20 protein-coding genes are annotated in these 21,062 nt (G+C 66.9%); 6 read left to right on the top strand and 14 right to left on the bottom strand.

What is annotated here, in order from left to right; all coding sequences use genetic code 11:
- Window positions 1–52: 52 nt before the first annotated feature.
- The 8 genes from KW845_RS11205 to KW845_RS11170 form a co-directional block, all read right to left on the bottom strand.
- Window positions 53–1,717 (bottom strand): ABC transporter ATP-binding protein, encoded by a 1,665-nt coding sequence (locus KW845_RS11205; RefSeq protein WP_218369294.1) that lies wholly within the window; start codon window positions 1,715–1,717, stop codon window positions 53–55.
- Window positions 1,714–2,622 carry an ABC transporter permease gene (locus KW845_RS11200; RefSeq protein ID WP_370628199.1) on the bottom strand — a complete coding sequence of 303 codons (909 nt, stop codon included), beginning with the start codon at window positions 2,620–2,622 and terminating at the stop codon, window positions 1,714–1,716. The genes KW845_RS11205 and KW845_RS11200 overlap by 4 nt, the downstream gene beginning before the upstream one ends.
- Before the next feature lie 7 nt (window positions 2,623–2,629).
- Window positions 2,630–3,571 carry an ABC transporter permease gene (locus KW845_RS11195; protein WP_218369293.1) on the bottom strand — a complete coding sequence of 314 codons (942 nt, stop codon included), beginning with the start codon at window positions 3,569–3,571 and terminating at the stop codon, window positions 2,630–2,632.
- Window positions 3,572–3,580: 9 nt separating this feature from the next.
- Window positions 3,581–5,143, bottom strand: a complete 1,563-nt coding sequence (locus tag KW845_RS11190; protein ID WP_370628223.1) for an ABC transporter substrate-binding protein — start codon at window positions 5,141–5,143, stop codon at window positions 3,581–3,583.
- Between the two features lie 109 nt (window positions 5,144–5,252).
- On the bottom strand, window positions 5,253–6,500 hold the full coding sequence (locus tag KW845_RS11185; protein ID WP_218369292.1) for a D-amino acid dehydrogenase: 1,248 nt from the start codon (window positions 6,498–6,500) through the stop codon (window positions 5,253–5,255).
- Window positions 6,501–6,509: 9 nt separating this feature from the next.
- A complete protein-coding gene (locus tag KW845_RS11180; RefSeq protein WP_218369291.1) occupies window positions 6,510–8,186 on the bottom strand; it encodes a thiamine pyrophosphate-dependent enzyme in 1,677 nt (558 codons plus the stop codon).
- A complete protein-coding gene (locus tag KW845_RS11175) occupies window positions 8,183–8,845 on the bottom strand; it encodes a TetR/AcrR family transcriptional regulator (protein ID WP_218369290.1) in 663 nt (220 codons plus the stop codon). Before KW845_RS11175 ends, KW845_RS11180 begins: the two co-directional genes overlap by 4 nt.
- Complete coding sequence (locus tag KW845_RS11170; protein WP_218369289.1) at window positions 8,832–9,764, bottom strand: hypothetical protein; 933 nt, start codon at window positions 9,762–9,764, stop codon at window positions 8,832–8,834. Before KW845_RS11170 ends, KW845_RS11175 begins: the two co-directional genes overlap by 14 nt.
- A 200-nt stretch (window positions 9,765–9,964) precedes the next feature.
- Here KW845_RS11170 and KW845_RS11165 point away from each other — a divergent pair, with 200 nt between their 5' ends.
- From KW845_RS11165 to KW845_RS11150, 4 genes are all read left to right on the top strand, one after another.
- On the top strand, window positions 9,965–10,153 hold the full coding sequence (locus KW845_RS11165; RefSeq protein ID WP_218369288.1) for a DUF3008 family protein: 189 nt from the start codon (window positions 9,965–9,967) through the stop codon (window positions 10,151–10,153).
- A 108-nt stretch (window positions 10,154–10,261) separates the two neighbouring features.
- Entirely contained in the window at window positions 10,262–10,663 is a 402-nt protein-coding gene (locus KW845_RS11160) for a RidA family protein (RefSeq protein WP_218369287.1), read from the top strand.
- Window positions 10,664–10,681: 18 nt separating this feature from the next.
- The gene (locus tag KW845_RS11155) at window positions 10,682–11,338 is read left to right on the top strand and encodes a DNA-3-methyladenine glycosylase (protein WP_218369286.1); all 657 of its coding nucleotides are present in this window, start codon (window positions 10,682–10,684) and stop codon (window positions 11,336–11,338) included.
- Window positions 11,339–11,340: 2 nt separating this feature from the next.
- On the top strand, window positions 11,341–11,562 hold the full coding sequence (locus tag KW845_RS11150) for a hypothetical protein (protein WP_218369285.1): 222 nt from the start codon (window positions 11,341–11,343) through the stop codon (window positions 11,560–11,562).
- 13 nt (window positions 11,563–11,575) lie between these two features.
- On the opposite strand, the gene KW845_RS11145 is transcribed toward KW845_RS11150, so the two are convergent.
- Window positions 11,576–12,265, bottom strand: a complete 690-nt coding sequence (locus tag KW845_RS11145; RefSeq protein WP_218369284.1) for a hypothetical protein — start codon at window positions 12,263–12,265, stop codon at window positions 11,576–11,578.
- Between the two features lie 193 nt (window positions 12,266–12,458).
- On the opposite strand from KW845_RS11145, the gene KW845_RS11140 reads away from it, so the two are divergent.
- Together KW845_RS11140 and KW845_RS11135 are read left to right on the top strand one after the other, a co-directional pair.
- Entirely contained in the window at window positions 12,459–14,180 is a 1,722-nt protein-coding gene (locus KW845_RS11140) for an Hsp70 family protein (protein ID WP_218369283.1), read from the top strand.
- A gap of 28 nt (window positions 14,181–14,208) precedes the next feature.
- Window positions 14,209–15,534: a TonB family protein gene (locus KW845_RS11135; RefSeq protein ID WP_218369282.1), complete on the top strand. Its 1,326-nt coding sequence runs from the start codon at window positions 14,209–14,211 to the stop codon at window positions 15,532–15,534.
- 22 nt (window positions 15,535–15,556) lie between these two features.
- Here KW845_RS11135 and KW845_RS11130 read toward each other — a convergent pair whose 3' ends face one another.
- Genes KW845_RS11130 through KW845_RS11110 form a run of 5 tightly spaced genes read right to left on the bottom strand, consistent with a single transcriptional unit; the run spans window position 15,557 to window position 21,061 of the window.
- Window positions 15,557–17,233, bottom strand: coding sequence for a GldG family protein (locus tag KW845_RS11130; protein ID WP_218369281.1), 1,677 nt, complete (start codon window positions 17,231–17,233; stop codon window positions 15,557–15,559).
- A gap of 25 nt (window positions 17,234–17,258) precedes the next feature.
- Window positions 17,259–18,248, bottom strand: a complete 990-nt coding sequence (locus KW845_RS11125; protein WP_218369280.1) for an ABC transporter ATP-binding protein — start codon at window positions 18,246–18,248, stop codon at window positions 17,259–17,261.
- Window positions 18,245–19,234 carry an ABC transporter ATP-binding protein gene (locus tag KW845_RS11120; RefSeq protein WP_218369279.1) on the bottom strand — a complete coding sequence of 330 codons (990 nt, stop codon included), beginning with the start codon at window positions 19,232–19,234 and terminating at the stop codon, window positions 18,245–18,247. The genes KW845_RS11125 and KW845_RS11120 overlap by 4 nt, the downstream gene beginning before the upstream one ends.
- Window positions 19,234–20,124 (bottom strand): ABC transporter permease, encoded by an 891-nt coding sequence (locus KW845_RS11115; RefSeq protein ID WP_218369278.1) that lies wholly within the window; start codon window positions 20,122–20,124, stop codon window positions 19,234–19,236. The genes KW845_RS11120 and KW845_RS11115 overlap by 1 nt, the downstream gene beginning before the upstream one ends.
- Window positions 20,117–21,061: an ABC transporter permease gene (locus KW845_RS11110; RefSeq protein WP_218369277.1), complete on the bottom strand. Its 945-nt coding sequence runs from the start codon at window positions 21,059–21,061 to the stop codon at window positions 20,117–20,119. The genes KW845_RS11115 and KW845_RS11110 overlap by 8 nt, the downstream gene beginning before the upstream one ends.
- Window position 21,062: the final 1 nt, after the last annotated feature.

Below are 21,062 nucleotides of genomic sequence, written 5' to 3'. Positions count from 1 at the left end.
AGGCACCTAGTCTGTGGAATACGTCGCGAGCGCCAGGGCCGCGGCCAGGGCACTAGGCCGCGGCGTCCTGCACCGGCCGGAAATGGCGAAAATCCCAGCCGCGGCCAGGCGCGGCATCGAGCAATGCCCGAGTGTACGGCTGGCTCGGCTGCGTCAGTACTTGGGCGGCCGGCCCCTGCTCTACCATGCGGCCGCGCTGCATGACCATGATCGAATCGCAGATCTGCGCCGCCACGCGCAGGTCATGGGTAATGAACAGCACCGCCACACCCGTACGGGCACGAATGTCGTCCAGCAGGGCCAGCACCTGCGCCTGCACAGAGACGTCCAGCGCCGACACGGCTTCGTCGGCCACCAGGATGTCGGGCTCGAGCGCCAGCGCGCGCGCGATGCAGATGCGCTGGCGCTGCCCGCCCGAGAATTGGTGCGGAAAACGCTGCAACGCGTTCGCCTCCATTCCCACCAGGCCCATCAGGGTGCGGGCGCGTTCCAGCGCCTGGCCGCGCGGCATGCCATAGTTGACCAGTCCCTCGATAATCGACTCGCCCACCTTGACGCGCGGATTCAGCGAACGATAGGGGTCCTGGAACACGATCTGCACGCGCTGGCGCAACGGCCGCAGGCTGCGCCCGCTGGCCTGCGCGATGTCGGTGCCATGGATATGGATCTGGCCGGAGCTGGGGTCTTGCAGCCGCACAATGCAGCGCGCCACGGTGGACTTGCCCGAGCCCGACTCGCCCACGATGCCCAGGATCTCGCCGCGCCGCAGGGTCAGCGCGATATCGACGGCGGCCGCCACCTCGCGCGAACGGCCGAACAGCCGGCGTTCGGCATAGGTCTTGTTCAGGCCCGACACCTGCAGCACGACCGCCTGCCCATTGGGTGTACGTGGCTCGGGAACCAGGCTGGGCACCGAGGAAACCAGCATGCGCGTGTAGTCTTGCGCCGGCGCCGACAGTATCTGGCGGCAGGCGCCCACTTCCACGACCTGGCCGCGGTTCATCACCACCACCCGGTCGGCGATCTCGGCCACCACGCCGAAGTCATGGGTGATGAACAGCACCGCCGTGTTGTGCTTGCCCTGCAATTCGCGGATCAGCGCCAGTATCTGCTTCTGTGTCGTGACATCCAGCGCCGTGGTGGGTTCGTCTGCGATCAGCAGCTTGGGCTCGAGAATCAGCGCAATGCAGATCACCACCCGCTGGCGCTGCCCGCCCGATAACTGGTGGGGATATGAATCGTAGATACGTTCGGGCTCGGGCAGGTGCACCGAGGCCATCATTTCCAGCACCCGGCGGCGGCGCTCGCGCTTATCGTAGCTGCGATGGATGCAGAGCACTTCGTCGATCTGCCGTCCCACGGTTTCCACCGGGTTGAGCGCGGTCATGGGTTCCTGGAAGATCATCGCCATGCGGGTGGCGCGCAGTTCGCGCAGGCGTTCGGGGCCGGCCCGCAATACGTCTTCGCCTTCCAGCAGGATGCGCCCGGCCGTGCAGCGCAGGCTGTCGGGCGGCAGCAGGCCCATCACCGAGAATGCCGTCACCGACTTGCCCGAACCCGATTCGCCCACCACGCAGACGGTCTCGCCGGGCCGTACGTCAAAATCCAGGCCGCGCACGACCTCGCGGCCGCCGCTTTCTGCCAGGCCTACCGACAGGCCCTCGATGCGCAGCACCGGCTCGGCGGCAACCACCGTTTTCTCTTGGAACGCGCTCATGATTTCTTCGCCATCTTCGGGTCCAGCACATCGCGCAGCACGTCGCCCAGCACATTGACGCTGAGCAGCGTCAGGGCCAGCACCACGCCCGGATACAAGACCAGGCCCGGCTGCAACTGGAAATACATGCGTCCGTCGGCCATCATGTTGCCCCACGAGGGAATTTCGGTGGGCAGGCCGGCGCCCAGGAAGCTCAGGGTAGCCTCGGTAAGAATGGCCGAGGCAAAGATGAACGTGCCTTGCACGATCAAGGGCGCCACCGTATTGGGCACCATGTGGCGCATCAGCAGGCGATGCAGGCGCGACCCCAGCGACACGGCCGCCTCGACATAGGGTTCAGAGCGCACGTTCAGGATCACGCCTCGCACCAGGCGCACCACGCGCGGAATCTCGGGCACGGTAATGGCCACCAGCACGGTGGTCAGCGTGCCGCCGGTCAACGACACCAGCGCAATCGCCAGCAAGATGCTGGGAATGGCCATGATGCCGTCCATCACGCGCATGATGATGGCGTCGGCCGCACGAAAGTAGCCGGCGATCACGCCCGTCACCAGGCCCAGCGCGATACTGGCCACCATGGCGCCCAGGCCGACGATCAACGATACGCGCGCGCCGTACAGCACGCGCGAATAGGTATCGCGGCCGAACGCATCGGTACCCAGCCAATGCGCGGCCGATATCCCGGCAAACCGCTGAGACGGATCGATGGCGATCGGGTCCACGGTGCCCAGCACGGGGGCCAGCACCGACAGCACCAACACGATGGCAAAGATCGCGAAAGCAATGAAGACCGGCGGGCTTTTCAGGGCCAGCCGCAATTGGGCCGCCAGCGCATCCTTGGCCGGCATCGGCAGGTCGGTCGGATCGCCGGCCAGCAGCCCGGGGCGGACAGGGTCGATATTCATGGGCGCCTCAGTATCGGATGCGGGGATCGAACACGGTGTACAGCACGTCCACCACCAGATTGATCAGGATGTAGGTCAGCGAAAACAGCAGGATCAGGCCCTGTATCACCGGGTAGTCGCGCGCCAGCACGGCCTCGACCACCAGCCGGCCCAGCCCGGGCAGGTTGAATACCGATTCGGTCACCACCACGCCGGTGATCAGCGAGGCCACGCCGATGCCGATGATGGTAACGATGGGCACGGCCGCATTGCGCAGGGCATGACGCAGCAAGATGACGCTTTCCTTGGCGCCCTTGGCCCGCGCGGTACGGATGAAGTCTTCATTCATGACTTCGATGATGCTGCTGCGGGTGATGCGGGCCACCAGGGCGATATAGATGCCACTCAGGGCCAGCGTCGGCAGCACCAGCCGGTGCGCGAAAGGCCAGAAGCCGTCGGCCATCGGCTTATAGCCCTGCACCGGAAACCAGCCCATCTTCAGCGACAGCAGATAGATGAGCAGGTAGCCGATCACGAACGTGGGCACTGAGAAACCGAATACCGACAGGCTCATCACCACGCGGTCCAGCAGTTGGCCACGCCGCCGTGCCGCGATGATCCCCATGGGCACCGCCACGATCACGGTCACGGCGATGGTCGCCAGCGCCAGTGCCAGCGTGGGCCCCACGCGGTTGCCTATCATGTCCAGCACCGGCGTGCCCGACAGCAGCGACACCCCCAGGTCGCCCTGCACCAGTTGCCCCATCCACACCCCGAACTGGGTCAGGATGGGCTTGTCCAGCCCCATGCTCTGGCGGATCTGCTCCAGTTGCGCCGCGGTGGCGTCATCGCCCGCCAGGATGGCCGCCGGATCGCCGGGGGTAAGCCGCAGCATGGCGAACACCACCACCGCCACCATCACCATGACGGGCAGTGTGGCCAGCAGCCGGCGGGCAATATAGGCAAGCATGTGCGTTCCTTACTTGGCCGATTTCTGGATGTTCCAGAACACCGTGACCGGCGATTCCATCACCCCCGAAAGCTTGGTGCTGTAGGCCGCGGGAATCGAGAACTGGCCCAGCGGCGCCACCACGCCTTCGTCGATGGCCAGTTTCTGGATCTGGGCCGTGATCTGCTTGCGTTCGGCCGGGTCGGTCGAGCGCGCGAACTTCAGGCGCAAGGCCTCGATCTCGGGCACATCGGGCCAGCCCGCCCACGACTTGCGGCCGGCCGCCGCCAGCGTGGTGTTGCCGAACGGGTCGCCACTGGTGGCCAGGATGCTGTAGGTCGAGAAAATGTTCCAGCCACCCTCGGCCGGCGGCTTCTGGTTACCCTGCTGGGTCACCACCGTCTGCCAGTCCATGGTCTTCATGTCGACCTTGAAGCCCGCCTTGCGCAGCGCGGCACCGATCACGATGGGCTGCGCCGCCAGCATGGCGATATCGGTGGGCTGCAGGATCACCACCGGCGTGCCGTCGTACTTGGCCTCTTTCAGCAATGCCTGGGCTTTCTCGATGTTCGATGGAATCACCCAGTCGGCGCCGTACGAATCGCCATACGGGTTGCCGCAACCCATGACCGCCGCGCAAGTCTTGTAGTACTGGGGATTGCCCACCAAGGCCTTCAGCACGTATTCCTGCCCCACGGCCGCGATGGCGGCCTGGCGCACCAGCTTGTTGTCGAACGGCGGATACAGGTGGTTGAAGCGGTAATAGGTCCATGCCCCCAGCTTGTCCAGCACCTGCACTTTCAGGTCATCGCGGTTTTCCACGATGGGCAGCAGGTCGAAAGGCACTTGCTGGATGAAATCGACCTCGCTGTTCTGCAGCGCGTTCAGGGCAGTCATCTGGTCAGGCATGCTGACCCATTCCACGCGGTCGACCTTGACCACCTTGCCGCCCGCCGTCCAGCTTGCCGGCTCGCTGCGAGGCAGGTAGTCGGTGTTCTTCTCGTACACCACTTTCAGGCCGGGCTTGAATTCCGATGCCACGAACTTGAACGGCCCCGAACCGATGTATTCGGTGATCGGCGTCGAGGCGGGCGTCGCGGCAATGCGCTTGGGCATCATGAAGGCCGGGCGCGAACTGAGCTTGGACAGGCCTTCAAGCAGCAGCGTGGTGGGTTCCTTCAATTGCACTTCGAAGGTATGGTCGCCGGTCACCTTGATGTGCTCGACCATCGGCATCAGCACCTGGCCGGTAGAATCCACCTGCGCCCAGCGCTGGATCGAGGCCACGCAGTCCTCGGGCTTGACCGGCGCGCCATCGTGCCATTTCAGGCCATCGCGCAAGGTGAAGGTGTACGTCTTTGCGTCATCGGATACCTGCCAGCTTGCCATCTGCGGCTGGATCTTGAAGTTGGCATCCACGCCCAGCAAGGTGTCATAGATCATGTAGCCATGATCGCGCGTCATGAATGCGGTGCTCAGGATCGGGTCCATGACCCGCAGTCCGGACTGCATCACGGCCGTCACGGTGATGGCGTGCGCGGGCGCCGCCAGCAGCGTCCCCGTCAGGGCTGCCGCCCCGCACAATGCACGCAGGCAATGCGGCAGATTCGTCTTCATTCTCATGATATTTACCCCCTGGTTCAGTCGTTGATGCGATCCTCGCCGCGGGCCGGCGCTGCGCGCCCGCCGGCGAGTGCCGGTACTACAAGGTGAAACTGTGCTGCCCGATCGCCGTGGCGCGCCCGGCGATGCGCTCGGCCAGCAGGCCGGCACTGCCCGCCGCCAGCGTAAAACCCAAGGCCCCATGGCCCGCGTTGATCCACAAGTTGCGGTAAGGCGTCGCGCCGATCACGGGCTTGCTGTCGGGACGCGCCGGCCGCAAGCCCGCCCAGGCCTGGGGCTCGCCAGCGGGCTCCAGGCGCGGCAGGTAGCGCGCCACCTGGCTCTTCAGGCTGGCGATGCGTCCCGCATCGATCGCCATCGAGCGGTCGCCGATATCCATCATGCCGGCCACGCGCAGGCGATCGCCCAGCCGGGCATACACCACCTTGTTGTGCACGTCGCTCAGGCTGGTCATGGGCGCGCGGCTGCGGGCGGTCAGCGCATAGGTCAGGCTGTACCCTTTCAGCGGGTAGATCAGCGGATTCATGCCGGCCTGGCGCGCCAGCCGCTGCGCGCCCACGCCATTGGCGATGACATAGCCATCGGCCTCGATCTGCCCGCCGGCCGTGTCCAGGGCCACCACGCGGCCCTGCTGCATGCGCAGGCGACGCACTTCGGTATTGAAATGGAAGCGCACCGGGTCGGCGCTTGCGGCCAGCGTGCGCTGCAACTCGGTGCACAGCTTCAGGCAATCGCCGGCATCCTCGGTGGGCGTGAAGATGCCGCCCACCACCCGCGCCGAAATATCCGCCAGCGCGGGCTCCAGGGCCAGGCAGTCGCGCGCGTCCAGGGCCCGCTGCTCGCACCCCAGCGATACCTGGTAGCGCATCTGCGCCAGCGCGCCGGCATAAGCGCCGGCGTCCTGGTACACCAGCAGCTTGCCCGACGAGCTGAAATTGAAATCCAGCTGTTCGCGCGCCACCAGTTGATGCATCAGCGTGCGGCTGTACAGGCCCAGCTGCAGCAGTTCCTCGGTGGTGCGCTGCGCGATGCCGTGCCGGCAGGCGCGCAGAAAACCCAGGCCCCAGCGCCACAGTTCCGGATCGGCCCGCAGGCGCAGCCGCAGGGGGCCATTCTTGTCGGTCAGCCACGAAGGCAGCTTGGGCAGCACGGCCGGATCGGCCAGCGGCGCCACGAAGCTGTAGCTGAGCTGCGCGCCGTTGGCCTGGCTGGTTTCCAGGCCAGGGCGGGGCCCGGACTCGACCACGCTCACCGCATGGCCCGCCTCGCGCAGGAAGTAGGCGGTCGTCATGCCGATGATGCCCGCGCCGATCACGACAATATGCATGGCCGGGCCTCAGGCGTGCGCCGCGGCGGCTCGGGCTTGCAACTGCCCGATGGTGGCCGCGGCCGAGATGTGCTGCAGGCTGGTGCGCACCGCCACGATCGCCGGGCGCCGGGCAGCCAGCGCCGCCTGCAAGGCAGCGTCGATCTGGCTGCTGTGCGTCGCCTCGAAACCCAGGGCGCCGTAAGTGCGCGCCAGCGCGGCGAAATCCGGGTTGTGCAGCGCCGTCGCGCTGACACGGGCCGGAAAGTGCTTTTCCTGGTGCATGCGGATCGTGCCGTACGAGCCGTTATCGGCCACGACCAGCACAGGGCTGGCGCCGCACTGCATGGCGGTGGCCAGTTCGTTGCCGGTCATCAGGAAGCCGCCATCGCCCACAAAGCACAGCACCTGCCGTTCGGGGCAGCGCAGGCTGGCAGCCACAGCCGCCGGCACCCCGTAGCCCATGGCGCCCGACGAAGGTGCCAGCATGGCGCGGCCGCCGCCAAAACGCATCAGGCGCTGCACCCAGCCGCCGAAGTTTCCGGAATCGATCGTCACGATGGCATCGTCGGCCAGGATGCGGTCGGCCGCCTGCACGACGGCGCCAAACACGGTGCCATCGTCGGCATCTGCGGGGCCATTCCAGGTACGCAGGCCCGCCGCGACCTGATGCAGGCGCCGGCTCCAGTGCGCGTGCGCATCCAGCGGCCGCGCGGGGGCCAGCGCCAGAAGGCCGTCCAGGAACGCCGTGGGGTCTGCCACCAGGCCCAGCGCCACGCGCCGCACATGGCCCACCGCGGCGGCGTCCGGCCACACGTGGATGACATCCTGGGCTGGCTGCGGTGCCGCGGGAAACGCATAGCCCTGCGTCGTGACATCGCCCAGGCGCGTACCCACGCCCAGCACCAGATCAGCCTCTTGCACGGCGCGCGCCAGCTCGGCCGGCGCCCCGTAGGCCAGATGGCCGGCATACTGCGGATGGTCGTTGGCCAGCAAGTCGGCATGGCGCACGGCAGTGGCCACCGGCACGCCATAAGCTTCGGCCACGCGCAGCAAGGCGACGCGCCCGGCCTCGTGCTTGAGCAGGCCGCCGGCGATGATCAGCGGCCGTCGCGCGGCCGCCACCATCGCGGCCACTCTCCGCAGGTCGTCCTGGCTGGCGCCGGCGCGCGGCAATGCCAGGGGCATGGCAGGCGTGCCGTCCACGCGGTCTTCCAGCATGTCTTCCGGCAATGCCACCACCACCGGCCCGGGCGTCCCGCTTTGTGCCGCATGCAAGGCCGTGGCCACGGTATCGGCCAGCCGCGCGGCGTCGCGGACTTCAACCACCCATTTGGCCATGGCGCCGAACACGCGCTCGTAATCGATTTCCTGGAATGCGCCCATGTGGCGGTGCGCGCGCTCGACCTGCCCCACGAACAACACCAGGGGCACGGCGTCCTGTTGCGACGAGTGCACGGCAATGGCCGCATTCATGGCGCCTGGGCCACGGCTGACGAACGCCACGCCGGCACGCCCGGCAAGGCGCGCGTCGGCCAGCGCCATGAAGCCCGCGCCGCTTTCGTGGCGCGCAGTCATCGCAGCAATGTCGGCGCGGCCGGCCAGGCTGTCCAGCACGCTCAGGTAGCTTTCGCCGGGCACGCAGAAGATGCGGTCCACCCCATGCGCCACCAGCGTATCGACCAGAAGATCGGCCGCTCGTTTCATGCTTCAGCGTCCTTCGGTGTCGAGGGGGGGCGCATGGCGGCTTCCAGCGCGGCAAGCGGCTCTTTCCTCAGGTTTTCGGGCAGGCTTTGCACCAGGGTTTCCAGCGCGGCATACAGGCGCGCCCAGCCCTCGTTGGTGCGCAGCGGCACGCCCAGGAAATGGCTTTCTGTCTTTGAACGCAGCATCAGGTACAGCACCCCGGCCAGCATGATGCTGACCATCGCGGGCACATCGGCGTCGCCGGTCAGGCCATCGACCCGGTCGATGAATCCGCGCGCCGCGCGTTCGCGCCGTTCTGCCAATTGCGCGGTCACCTCATTGCGCTCGATCAGTTCCCAGCGCCGCACCTCGCGCAGCGACTCATTGCCCGCCAGCGCCTCGATCTGCGCGCGCAGCATCGACAGGATCAAGTCGGACGGCGTGCGCTGGCTGGACTCGCCATCTTTCAGCAAGTCGGATCGCCCCGTCCAGAAGTCCTGCTCTTTCATCCATGCCAGCATCAATCCCGGCATGCCATCGAAATAGCGGTAGATCAGCTCTTTGCTCACGCCGGCCCGCTTGGCGATGACGTTGATGCCCACCCCGGCCATGCCGTTCTCGCAGATCTGCGCTTCCAGCGCCTGCAATATCTGGCGCTCGGTTTGTTCACGCCGCGACATCGCCGGCCCTCATCAGTATGGTGTGTTGTGCCGCGCCGGGCAGGGGATGCGCCATGCCCGCGGCCAGGTCGGCATACAGCTCGGTGGCGATCCGCCCCACTTTGCGCTCGCCTAGCCAGACTTCCGCTCCCAGGTAGATTGCCGTGCCGCGACGGTTGAGCATGGGCACGTGCGGATCGGCCGTCTCCAGCGCAACAATGGCGCCTGCGGCGTCGACCAGCACGCGGTCGCGCGCCGCCGGGCGAATGGCTACCGGCGCCCGCAGCGCCAGGAATTGCCAGCCCGCCGGCCGCCCCTGTATCTGCGCCCACGCCAGCTCGGCCAATGCATCGGCCAGGCCCTGCGGCACATAGGAGTAAATGGAATTGTGCAGCAAGGCCAGGCTGCCGCTTGCATCGCGGCGATGGGCCTCGCCCCGGTCGCTGCGGCGCGCGACCCGCGCACTATTGCCCCACCCCAGTTCGCCCCGTGCGCTGACCGCGACAAGCCCGGCATCCGCTTCGGCATTGGCCGCCAGCACGGCATCCAGCGCCTGCTGCGGCGCCTGTCCGGCAGCCAGCCGGGACAACACCGCCTGGTTCAGGGGCACGCCGTCCGCGCCCGGCCGGTTCGGCAGGCGATGTCCGGCAACCAGCCCCACCCCTTCGGCGCCAGGCAGGAATTGCACCAGGGGCTCGGGCCGGTCGGGGCCGCTGGAGATCGCCGCGGCCACGCTTGCATCCAGCCAGGCTTCGGGAATGGCCGCATGGCCGATGCCGCCGCGCTGCGTCGTGCAGTAGTGCGGCCGGCCGTGTTCGTCCAGCACGGCATAGACGGCAAAGCCGCCGATGGCGCCCCGGCCCAGCAACTCGGCGCCCAGCACGGCGGCACGCACGGCCGCACCGGCCCGTGGCCCGCTGGCGGCGATTCCTATGGTCATGCCTGGGTGTCCCTTCTTCCGGCCGGCACAAGGCGCCGACGCATCGATTCAAGCCAATGTGACCACATGGTCACATTCAGCGAATGCTACACCGCTGCCCACGCGGCGAACAAGGGCATCGGTATAGGGACAAACCCGGCCCGCCAGGCATGCGGCTTGCGTGCCCGGCCTGTCCATTTCACCCCCTACGGAGGCGAATCATGCCCGCGAAATCCCAAGCCCAGCAGAAAGCGGCCGGCGCCGCACTGGCCGCCAAGCGCGGCGAGCAAAAGAAAAGCGACCTGAAGGGCGCTTCAAAGTCCATGTACGAATCCATGGACAAGAAAGAACTGGAAAAAATGGCATCCACCTCGCAGCACGGCAAGCCGCAGCACAAGCGCGACTCGTAAGCCGGCCGGCGACGCGTGGCAGGCGAGGCCGGGGCATGCACGTCCCGGCCTCGTGTGATAGGGTTCGCATCATATTCGTGCGCCCCCTTTCCCAGCCGAGGTATCGCCATGTCACGCATCACCCGCCTTCCCAGTTCTTCGCCCTTGCCGCTGTCGCGCGCCGTGCTCGCCGGCGGCTTCCTGTTTGCCTCGGGCCAGGTTCCCATGGATGCATCGGGCCAGGTCGTGCGCGGCGACATCGCCACGCAGACCGAAGCCGTGTTCGACCGCATCACCGAGACCCTGAACAAGGCCGGCTGCCACCTGCAAGACGTCGTGCGCGCCACGGTGTGGCTGTCCGACCTGGCACTGTTCGGCGAATTCAACAAGGTCTATGCGGCGCGCTTCGGCCATACTTTGCCCGCGCGCTCGACGGTGCAGGCAAAGCTGGCGCTGGACGTTGACGTCGAAATCGAAGTGCAGGCCCTGCTGCCGGAACGCCGCCTCCCGGGCCCCGTTTCCGAAGCCTGAACCGGCTGCCCCGGCATCATGCGCGCAGCCGCCCCGCATCGCCTGACCACCCAGGAAGCGGTCGACCTGCACCTGCGCCAGCTCATCGAGCTGGATCCCCGGCTGCGGCCGATACACGATGCGGTGGGCGAGGTTCCGCTGCGCTCGCGCCCGGCAGGCTTTGCCGGCCTGGCGCGTATCGTCTGCGGCCAGCAGGTGTCCGTGGCCTCGGCCGACGCCATCTGGCGCCGCCTGGAAGCCTTGCCGGCGGCCACCACGCCCGCGGGCTTCCTGGCCTTGGGCGAACGCGGCCTGCAAGGCGTGGGCTTGTCCCAGGGCAAGTACCGCACCCTGGCCGCACTGGCAGCCGTGCTGGCGGCCGGCGAACTGGACCTGCCCGCCATCGAGGCCATGCCCACCGACGCCGCCATTGCGGCGCTGACCCGGCACAAGGGCATCGGGCCCTGGACGGCCGAGATCTACCTGATGTTCTGCGCCGGGCACCCGGACATCTTCCCGGCGGGCGACATCGCCCTGCAAAAAGCGGTGGGCGATGCGCTGACACCCGGAGAGTATCCGGACCGCACCCGCCTGATCGGCATCGCCTCGGCATGGGCGCCCTATCGCGCCAGCGCCGCGCTGCTGTTCTGGCGCTTCTATCGCACGACCCGCCGGCGCGACGGCGTAGGCCTGTAGGGATGCCTGCTGGACCCCTGCGTGGCGGCGCAGGCGCATGGCCTCGGGCCCGCGGCCATGCGCAATGCCGAGCATGTGCGGTGGCCGGTTGCCTGGCGCTGCAGCAAGCCCCCGTGCTGCAAGACCAGGGTTATCGCTGGGCCGAAATCCTGGTGCAGGGTCGCGGCCTGGACATCGACGCGCTTGCCGGCGTCCGTGCCGGCCCGGCCAGGCCCCAGCACTGAAGCAGAGGGCATGTCAAGGGCTGGCGTCCGGCGCGGGCCGGCCCAGCCCCTGCAATTCGCCCCGATAGTGCTCGAGCAGGCCGGGCGGGGCATCATCCTGGTAGGTATCCAGGAACCGTTGCAGCGCCTGGCGGTATTCCTGGCGGAATTCGGCATTGCCGGGGCTGGCGGCCAACTGCGCCTTCGCCCGCTCGACCGGCGCGCGTGCCTGCTGCACCAGGCTGCGCTTGCCGAAGGGGGATTCGTCGCGCATGATCGCGACGCTGCGCTCGAAGCCCGGCATGTACTTCACCACGAAACGTTCGCCCGTGGGCGGCAATTCGATCTCGTTGCGCACCGGGTACAGGCTGGCCGACATCGTATCGAAACTGATCTTCACATCGCGGCCGTCGGCCGTCTTCATCACGGCGTCGTACGCCCGGATATTCTGTTCATTCAGCCGCGAACTGGTTTCCTCGGCATGTGTGATGACGGCGCTGCCGTACGTGCCGAACGCATTCACGAAAACAGCGTTGGCCATGGCCCCGGTGAACACATTGACCATGCCCAGCACAAAGCCCACCGCGCCCAGTGCGTACCAGGCGCCATGCCGCAGCCACCTGGCCAGGCAGGCGCCCACGGCCACGCCCAGCAGTGTCAGCAGGGGCAGGCTCAGTATGGAATGCTGGCCCAGGAAATAGAAAATAGCGGCAAGTACGGTCATTTCTTGTCGGCTTCCAGAACGCCCCGTCGTTGAAATCTGGGCACAGCATACCGGACCCGGACAAGCTGCATTGCGGTGGCCCGCCCGCGGCGTATATAGTGCTGCATCCAGAATATGTGCAAACAATAGTCTGCGCCGGTCCCGCCAGGCATGCGGCGGGCCGCTGTGTCCGGCGCGAGGAACAGCGTGGTTCATGATAGTTGGCATCGATCTCGGCACCACCAACAGCCTGGTCGCATACTGGCACGATGGCCAGGCGCGGCTGATACCCAATGCCCTGGGCCAGGTGCTGACGCCATCCTGCGTCAGCCTCGATGACGACGGCAGCGTCCTGGTGGGCCAGGCGGCCCGCGACCGCCTGCAAACCCACTCTGATCGAACCGCGGCATTGTTCAAGCGCCACATGGGCAGCGACAAGCCATACCCGCTGGGCTCGCGCCAGTTCCGGCCTGAAGAACTGTCGGCCCTGGTATTGCGCGCGCTGAAAGAAGATGCCGAAACCGCCTTGGGCACGGCCGTGACCGAAGCCGTGATCTCGGTGCCGGCCTATTTTTCCGACAGCCAGCGCAAGGCCACACGTACCGCGGCGCAATTGGCCGGCCTGCACGTCGAACGGCTGATCAACGAACCCACCGCGGCCGCCCTGGCCTACGGCCTGCACCAGCGCGCCGCCGAATCGCAGTTCCTGGTGTTCGACCTGGGCGGGGGCACCTTCGACGTCTCCATCCTGGAATTGTTCGAAGGCGTAATGGAAGTCCGCGCCACGGCCGGCGACAACTTCCTGGGCGGCGAAGACTTCGCCAACGAAGTCGCGCACTGGTTCTGCCAGTCGGCCAATGTTCCCCGGCGGGCACGCGACGACAACGCCTTCATGCAACACCTGCGCGCCCGTGTCGAGGCCGCCAAGATCCGGCTGAGCGACGCTGCCTCGGCACCTATCGAAGTGCAATGGAAAGACCAGGCCTTTCGCCTGGAACTTACCGAAGAACACTACCGCTCGCTCTCGGAGCCCTTGCTGCAGCGCCTGCGCGCCCCGCTGGAACGCGCGCTGCGCGATGCCGGGCTGCGCAGCGGCGACATCCAGGAAGTGGTCTTGGCCGGCGGCGCCACGCGGACGCCGATGATACGCAACCTGGTCACCCGCATGTTCGGCCGCTTTCCGTCGATGGCGCTGAACCCCGACGAAGTGGTGGCGCAAGGGGCCGCCGTGATGGCCGGCCTGAAAGCGCGCGACGCCGCCCTGCGCGAAGTGGTCATGACCGACGTCTGCCCCTACTCGCTGGGCATAGAAACCACCCGCAGCCTGGGCGACGGCCGCCATGTCGATGGCCAGTTCTCGCCCATCATCGAGCGCAACACAGTCGTACCGGTCAGCCGGGTGCGCGAATACCTGCCTGTACAGGATGGCCAGAAAGAAATCTACCTGCCCATCTTCCAAGGCGAATCGCGCATGGTGCGCGACAACATCAAGATAGGCGAGCTGACCGTTGCGCTAGACCGCGGCACGCGCGCCGACGGCGCCATCGAGGTCCGCTTCACCTACGACGTCAACGGCATTCTCGAAGTCGAGGTCACGCGTGTCGCCACCGGCGAATTGCACCGGGCCGTCATCCGCAGCCACGCCAGCGAACTGACCGACCAGCAAATTGCCGAACGCTTCGCCGCCCTGGCCGAACTGAAGATCCATCCGCGCGACAAGCTGGAAAACCGCAGCGCCATGGCCGAGGCCGAACGGATATATGCCTTCCTGCGCGGCCACGCGCGCGAAATCATGGGCGACGAGATCAGCCTGTTCGAGGCCGCGCTGCTCGAACAGCACGAACGCAATATCGAAACCGCGCGTGCCCGCCTGCGCCGCGCCATCGAACACTTCGACCGCTACAACGTCTTCGATACCGATCCCGATCCGCTATAAAGCCGGGCACCCCCGACGACACGATTCCATGCAAGCGATCTTCTCCGTGCTCGGCATTGCACCAACCCGCGACACCAAGGCCATCCGGCGCGCCTACGCGCAGCGGCTGAAGACACTGGACCAGCACACTCAGGCTGGCGAGTTCGAGGAACTGCGCAGTGCCTACGAAACCGCCATCAACTGGGCGGCGCAGGCAGATACCGCGGACGACCTGCCCGACGCCGCAGTCCCGGCACCCTTTGCCGACGATGCCGCGGTGCCCCTTGCCGACGATGCCGCATTTCCCGGCCACGTCCCGCCCGAGCCACGGCAACCCCTGCACCAGGTGCCGCAGGATGCCGCCTTGCGCAGCGCGCGCGAGCGCCGGCGCGTCGTCGACACATGGGTCGATGAGCTCATGCATGCCCAGCCGCAGGATCTGCCCGCCACCTGGAAACGCCTGCGCGCCGACCCTGCGCTGGAATCGCTGGACAGCATGGCCGACCTGGGCGACCGGCTGCTGGAGGGCATCGCCGGACAGCCCGACGGCCAGTATGCGCTGTATTCCCTGGCCCAGCATCATTTCCACTGGGACCAGGCCGCGTATCGGCCGCGCGCGCCGCATGCGGCCCAATGGCTGCAACGCTATACCGAAGAACGCGAACTGTGGGAACAACAACCGCGCAAGCAGCGCCTGCGTTACGAACGCGCCATCGAGCGCATGCGGCGCCATCCTTCACCCAGTTGGCTGCAGGCCAGCCAGGCCGAACCGGCCATCCATCACGCATCGCGGCACATGCCTCTGTGGTGGAGCCTGCATGTACCCGCCGCGCTGGCACGGCAGTACACGCAGGCACTGCAGTCGCTCCCGCTGCTGGTGCGCGGGATCCGCAAGCTGCGCAGCATCGAGGTGCGCTGGCCCAAGTGGTATATCTGGCTGTTCGTCGGCATACTCGCCCATGGCTTGTCGCAATGGCTGAGCCCGCCGGCCTCATCGCCCGCACCTTCCAGCCAGGCCAGCCCGCAGGCGGCACCCGACCCGGCGAACCAGTTGCGGCAGGTGACCACCGCCGCCCACGACAAGCGCATCTACCTGATCACGGGCCCGGTGGCCGCCACCAGCCACAACGGCAACGTCCTGTTGGAAGTGCCGATCCCCGCCTACCCGAAAGATGCGCAGGATGCCCAGGGCACGGTGCAGGTCACGCTGACCCTGACCACGGGCGGCGAAGTCCAGGCCGCCGTGACGCAGAGCTCGGGCAGCGCCAGCCTGGATGCCGCCGCCCTGGCTGCGGCCCAGGCCGCGCAGTTTGAAGGCAAGCTGGCGTACGCGGTCCACGCCAGGCTGCCGTTCGCGTTCCGGGCTCCGCGTTGACCGGCCAGTACGCCCGGCGGATCTAGCCGCGCCCCAGAAACCGGTTCAGCACGTTTCGCGTCACGCCTTGGGTGTAATAGCAGTTGCGCGTCAATCCCATGACCCATTCGCAGCTGCCGGCGGTAAAGACCTCACCCTTGCCCCGTGTCATGGAAACGATCATGCCCGAGCCATATTGGTGGCGGGCAATCGATTCCGGGCTGGCGTCTCCGCTCAGGGCCTCGGCTTTGCGCGCCAGCCCGCCATCTTTCAGGTAGTACCGAAATCCCTCGCCATCGTGCATTTCCTCGCCGTACAGCGCGGGCGACATGGCAAGGATCTCGGCGCTTTCCGGCGCGCCGTCTTCATGCGTGGGGTATGGCAGCCCATGGCGGAAGGTGTATTCCAGGCCGTCGACCTCGTAGGCGAACACGCCCGCCTGGGCGCCCAGGACATCCCCATAGTGCATGTCCAAGCCGGTAAACGCCCAATGGCGCGGACGGTAAACCGTAAAGCCCCGGCTGGCGCGCGGCGCAAAGCCTCCCCATGACGAGTACACGCCCCGCATGCCGTTCACGCCGAACGTCGTCGCCCCGGGCCAGTTGACGGCCTGCTCTTCCCAGGCGCCCGTCAGGGTGGCGTGGTCGGGGCCGCCGGCCACCGGGTCTTCATCCTTGGCGCGCGCCTTGTAGCAGACTTGCCGCCGGCCTTCGTCTTCCAGGCGGATCTGCCACATGAAGTTCCCACCGAAACGCGCCACCTTGCCGCCCTGCTCGACGAACTGGTCGATCGTCTCGCGCATCTGCCGCGTCCAATACTCGTCGTGGCCGGCGATGACCACGGCATCGTAGCCGCGCAACAGTTCAGGCCGGTAATGCAGGTCGGTCTGCGTAATGGTATCGAAGGCATAGCCCTCGCGCTCGGCCCATACCGCGAAATGGCGTTCGAAATGCGCCCAGCCCGACGACGCATAGAACTGCGCAAAGCCATTGGTATAGGCCCATTCCTTGGTGGGATAGCGCGGCGCTTCCCACGGCTCGCGCGGCACCGGGTCGCACAGCCGCGGCGCGCCGGGCGGCAGCCAGACCAGGCCGCGCGTCCAGGGCCGCTGATTGCTCAGCACCGGCGAGAACTGGTCGCCTTGCGGCCCGTCGATCCCGTCGTAGGCGTTGGCGCCGCCCCAGTCGTTGTAGGCCATCCAGGTCGACGTGGACAGCAGGAACAGGAACCGGCCGGGCTGGGGTTGGGCCTGCGCATGCGGTCGCACCACGAAGAAATGGTGCTGCAGGAAGCGCGAGCCGTCGGGCCGGTCGCAATAGGCCGCCACGCGGTAGAACCCGCTGGCGGCATCCGCCGGCAGGCGCCAGCGCTGCGCGACCGGCCAACCGCAGCCATCGCGGTAGGCCGCCTTGGGCATGGGCGTGAATTCCCCGGCGATGCCGGCACAGTTGTGCACGCATTCGGGCTGCAATCCATCGCGCCATACCTCCAGTGTCCACTGGCCGGCGGTGCTGGACGCATGGAACGCCACCTCGTCGCCGGCCAGGTACGACATTGCGTCCGTGTAGACGTACACCTCGGGCTGGGCCGGGTCTTCGCGCGGCGCCTCGTACCAATGCGACAAATGCCACCCCTGGTCGGGGTGCATGATGCCGCTCGGGCGCGGGCGCTGGTTCAAGGGGCCGAACTCGGGGCGAGCGATGTGGGAAGCAGCGGACATGAATCGGGTTCCTATCTCGGCAATATCAGGGCCGCGGCGCGGCGGCCAGGGTTTCGTGAAAATGGCAGGCAACCTGCCAGCCTGGCTCGACCTCGCGCAGCAGGGGCTTTTCTTGCTGGCAGCGTGGCGCCGCGTGCGGACAACGCGGGCTCAGGCTGCACCCGGCCGGCTTGTTCAAGACACTGAGCAGCTCGCCCTTGATGGGCGGCGGCCGCACGCGGCCCACCACCGGACGCGGCACGGCTTTCAGCAGGGCCTGGGTATAGGGGTGCCGCGGCGCGGCATATAGCCTGGCCTTGTGGCCGATTTCCACCACCTCGCCCGCATAAAGCACCGCCACGCGATGAGAAATGGCCTTGACCACGGCCAGGTCGTGCGCAATGAACAGATAGCTCAGGCCCAGCCGTTGCTGCAAGTCCATCAACAGATTCACGATCTGCGCCTGCATGGATACATCCAGAGACGCCACGGCCTCGTCGCACACCACGAAATCCGGGTTCAGCGCCAGCGCCCGGGCAATGACGATGCGTTGGCGCTGGCCTCCCGAGAACTCGTGCGGAAAGCGCGTCGCAAATGCGGGCGGCAGGCCCACCATCTCGAACAGTTCGGCAATGCGCTCGGCACGTTCCTTGGGCGCGAGCGGGCGGGAAATGTCCAGCGGCTCGGCCACCGCATTGCCCACCCGCATGCGGGGGTTCAGCGACGAGTATGGGTCCTGGAACACGAACTGCAGCCGCTGGCGCACCGCCCCCAGGTTGCCGCGTCGCTGCGGTCCAGTAATCGATTTGCCGAATAGCTGGATATCGCCCGCCGAGGGTTCCAGCAAGCCCACCATCATGCGCCCGATGGTCGATTTTCCCGAACCGGACTCTCCGACCAGGCCGATCGTCTCGCCATGATGGATATCGAAGCTGACTTGATCCACCGCACGCAGCACGGCGCGCCGGCCGGCGCCCCGGCCCAGCTTGAAATCGCGGGTCAAGCCGCTGACTTGCACGATCGGGGTCTGGCTCATGCGGTAGCTTCCAGCTCGGCGGCGCGCGGCTGGCAACGCAATTTGCGCGCGCCGGGCAGATTGACGATATCGATCGGATGCGCCGCACAGGCCGGCTCCGCCAGCGCACAGCGCGCACTGAAACGGCAGCCGTGGGGCCAATTTCCAGAGGCTGGGATACTGCCCGGAATGGCGACCAGGCGGCCGCTATCGCTTTCCAGGTCGGGAATGGCGCGCATCAGCCCTTCTGTATAAGGATGCAGGGGACGGTCGAACAAGGGCGCCGCATCGGCTTCTTCGACGATGTGGCCGGCATACATGACAATGACGCGCTCGACGAATTCGGCCACCAGGCCCAGGTCGTGGGAAATCAGGATCACCGACATGCCGATCTCGGCCTGCAGCTCACGCAGCAATTGCATGATCTGGGCCTGGATCGTGACGTCCAGCGCGGTGGTGGGCTCGTCGGCGATCAGCAGGCGCGGGCGGCAGGCGATGGCCATGGCGATCATGACCCGCTGGCGCATCCCGCCCGACAATCGATGCGGATACTCGTCCACCCGCCGGGGCGCATCGGGAATGCGCACCATGTCCAGCAACTCGATAGCGCGGCGACGGGCGGCGGCCTTGTTCAGACCCTGGTGGATGCGCAGGGTCTCGCCGATCTGGTCGGCGACCGTCAGCACCGGGTTCAGCGACGTCATCGGGTCCTGGAAAATCATGGCGATATCGCGGCCGCGCACCTGGCGCAGCTGACGCTCGGGCAGGGCCAGCAGGTCCTGGCCGTCGTAGCGGATCGACGCCCCGGGCATGCGCGAAGTGCGCTTGTGGTGCAGCCGCAGGATAGACAGCGCGCAGACACTCTTGCCGCTGCCCGACTCGCCCACGATGCCCAGCGACCGGTTGGCCTCCAGCGCGAAGCTGACATTGCTGACGGCGTGCGTCCAGCCGCTGTCGGTCTGGAAATCCACGCTCAGGTTGTCCACTTCCAGCAAGGGATGGCTCATCACGATCCCTCCACTTTCAGGCGCGGGTCCAGGACATCGCGCAGCCCGTCGCCCAACAGATTGATGGCCAGCGCCGACAGGCTGATGGCCAGGCCCGGGAACAGCATGATCCACCAGGCTTCCACGGCATAGTCGCGCCCTTCGGAAATGATGTTGCCCCAACTGGGCATGGGCGGCGGCGGACCGATGCCCAGGAAGCTGAGCGTGGCCTCGGCCAGGATCGCGTAAGCAAAGATGAACGTCAGCGATACCAGCAACGGCGCCAGCGTGTTGGGAAAAATGTGACGCGCAATGATGCGCCGGGCGCTGGCGCCGCTGATGCGGGCCGCGTCCACGTAGTCCAGCCGCCGGATCACCAGCACGGCGGCACGCACGATGCGGGCGGTGCGCGGGATGTAGGCACTGGCCAACGCAATGATCACGCTATGGATCTGCGGCCCCAGCACGGCATTGATGCCGATGGCCAGCAATATGGCCGGGAACGCCAGCAACGCATCCATGATGCGCATCAGCAGCGAGTCCAGCCAACTGAAGTAGCCGGCTACCATGCCGATCAGCGAGCCGCCGACGGCCGCCAGCAGCGACACCATCAGCCCGATCCACAACGATAGCCGGGCACCGTACAGCACGCGGGTGAGCACGTCGCGCCCGTACATATCGGCACCGAAGGGATACTGCAGCGATGGCGGGTGGAAGCGGTTCGACACCTTCATGGCCATCGGGTCGCCCGAGGTGATCCACGGCGCCAGCAGCGCGGCCGCCACGATGGCCAGTATGATCACCGCCCCGATACGAAACGAACGATGCCGCCACAGCCGCTTGAGAACCCGCTTGCCGGCCGAGGGCGCGGGCGCCTGTTGCACGGCCGGTTCGATAGCAATATCAGTCATAACGCACCCGTGGATCCAGGAAGGTGTAGATCAGGTCGATCACCACGTTGACCAGCACGAAGGCAAAGCCCAGCAACAGCATCGTGCCCTGCACGGTCGGGTAATCGCGCGCCATGATGGCCTGCACCAGCAGGCGGCCGATGCCCGGCAGCGCAAAGACCTGCTCTACCACCACCGAGCCGCCGATCAGCAGGCTCAGGATGTAGCCGCCCACCGTCACTACCGAGACCAGCGTGTTGCGAAAGGCATGCTTGGCCACGGTCAGATATTCCGACACGCCCTTGGCGCGCGCGGTGCGCACGTAGTCCTGGTCCAGGATCTCCAGCATTTCCGAGCGCGTCATGCGTGCCAGGAACCCGATCTGGAACAGTGCCAGTACGACGGCCGGCTGGATCAGCGCGGCCAGCCATGCGCCGAACCCATCTTCCAGCGGCACATAGCCGGCCGAAGGCAGCCAGCCCAGGTTCACGCTGAAAAGGATGACCGACAGCGTGGCGATCCAGAAGTTGGGCACCGATACCCCCAGCAGCGCAAAGCCCATCACCGCCGAGTCGAGCCACGAATTGCGCCAGTACGCCGCCACGATGCCCAGGCCGATGCCGATAGGCAGCGTGATGGCGAAAGCCACCGCCGCCAGCGACAAGGTCACCGGCAGGCGTTCGCGCACGGCCGACAGCACGGGCTGGTTCAAGATGAGCGACTCGCCGAAGTTGCCCTGGGCCAGGTGCCTCAGCCACGTCCAGAGCTGCTCCAGCAGGGGTTTGTCCAGGCCCAGGCTGCTGCGGATGGCCTCGATGGCCTCCGGCCCCGCCTGGTCGCCGGCAATGATGACCGCCGGATCGCCTGGCAGCATGTGCATCAGGAAGAACGTCAAGATGGCCACGATCAACATGACCGGCAACGCCTGCGCGATGCGGGTGGAGACAATACGGAACATG

This window comes from Bordetella sp. BOR01, assembly GCF_019218885.1.
Classification (GTDB): Bacteria; Pseudomonadota; Gammaproteobacteria; order Burkholderiales; family Burkholderiaceae_B; genus Bordetella_A.
Note: the sequence above shows the minus strand (reverse complement) of the source record. Positions and strands in the feature narration are given on the sequence as shown.

Coding starts and splice junctions, on each gene's coding strand:
- KW845_RS11150 (WP_218369285.1), top strand. CDS start 11,341: ATGCCTGCTGGACCCCTGCGTGGCGGCGCAGGCGCATGGCCTCGGGCC.
- KW845_RS11135 (WP_218369282.1), top strand. CDS start 14,209: ATGCAAGCGATCTTCTCCGTGCTCGGCATTGCACCAACCCGCGACACC.
- KW845_RS11165 (WP_218369288.1), top strand. CDS start 9,965: ATGCCCGCGAAATCCCAAGCCCAGCAGAAAGCGGCCGGCGCCGCACTG.
- KW845_RS11195 (WP_218369293.1), bottom strand. CDS start 3,571: ATGCTTGCCTATATTGCCCGCCGGCTGCTGGCCACACTGCCCGTCATG.
- KW845_RS11125 (WP_218369280.1), bottom strand. CDS start 18,248: ATGAGCCAGACCCCGATCGTGCAAGTCAGCGGCTTGACCCGCGATTTC.
- KW845_RS11205 (WP_218369294.1), bottom strand. CDS start 1,717: ATGAGCGCGTTCCAAGAGAAAACGGTGGTTGCCGCCGAGCCGGTGCTG.
- KW845_RS11155 (WP_218369286.1), top strand. CDS start 10,682: ATGCGCGCAGCCGCCCCGCATCGCCTGACCACCCAGGAAGCGGTCGAC.
- KW845_RS11110 (WP_218369277.1), bottom strand. CDS start 21,061: ATGTTCCGTATTGTCTCCACCCGCATCGCGCAGGCGTTGCCGGTCATG.
- KW845_RS11175 (WP_218369290.1), bottom strand. CDS start 8,845: ATGTCGCGGCGTGAACAAACCGAGCGCCAGATATTGCAGGCGCTGGAA.
- KW845_RS11160 (WP_218369287.1), top strand. CDS start 10,262: ATGTCACGCATCACCCGCCTTCCCAGTTCTTCGCCCTTGCCGCTGTCG.
- KW845_RS11145 (WP_218369284.1), bottom strand. CDS start 12,265: ATGACCGTACTTGCCGCTATTTTCTATTTCCTGGGCCAGCATTCCATA.
- KW845_RS11185 (WP_218369292.1), bottom strand. CDS start 6,500: ATGCATATTGTCGTGATCGGCGCGGGCATCATCGGCATGACGACCGCC.
- KW845_RS11115 (WP_218369278.1), bottom strand. CDS start 20,124: ATGACTGATATTGCTATCGAACCGGCCGTGCAACAGGCGCCCGCGCCC.
- KW845_RS11140 (WP_218369283.1), top strand. CDS start 12,459: ATGATAGTTGGCATCGATCTCGGCACCACCAACAGCCTGGTCGCATAC.
- KW845_RS11200 (WP_370628199.1), bottom strand. CDS start 2,622: ATGAATATCGACCCTGTCCGCCCCGGGCTGCTGGCCGGCGATCCGACC.
- KW845_RS11120 (WP_218369279.1), bottom strand. CDS start 19,234: ATGAGCCATCCCTTGCTGGAAGTGGACAACCTGAGCGTGGATTTCCAG.
- KW845_RS11170 (WP_218369289.1), bottom strand. CDS start 9,764: ATGACCATAGGAATCGCCGCCAGCGGGCCACGGGCCGGTGCGGCCGTG.
- KW845_RS11180 (WP_218369291.1), bottom strand. CDS start 8,186: ATGAAACGAGCGGCCGATCTTCTGGTCGATACGCTGGTGGCGCATGGG.
- KW845_RS11130 (WP_218369281.1), bottom strand. CDS start 17,233: ATGTCCGCTGCTTCCCACATCGCTCGCCCCGAGTTCGGCCCCTTGAAC.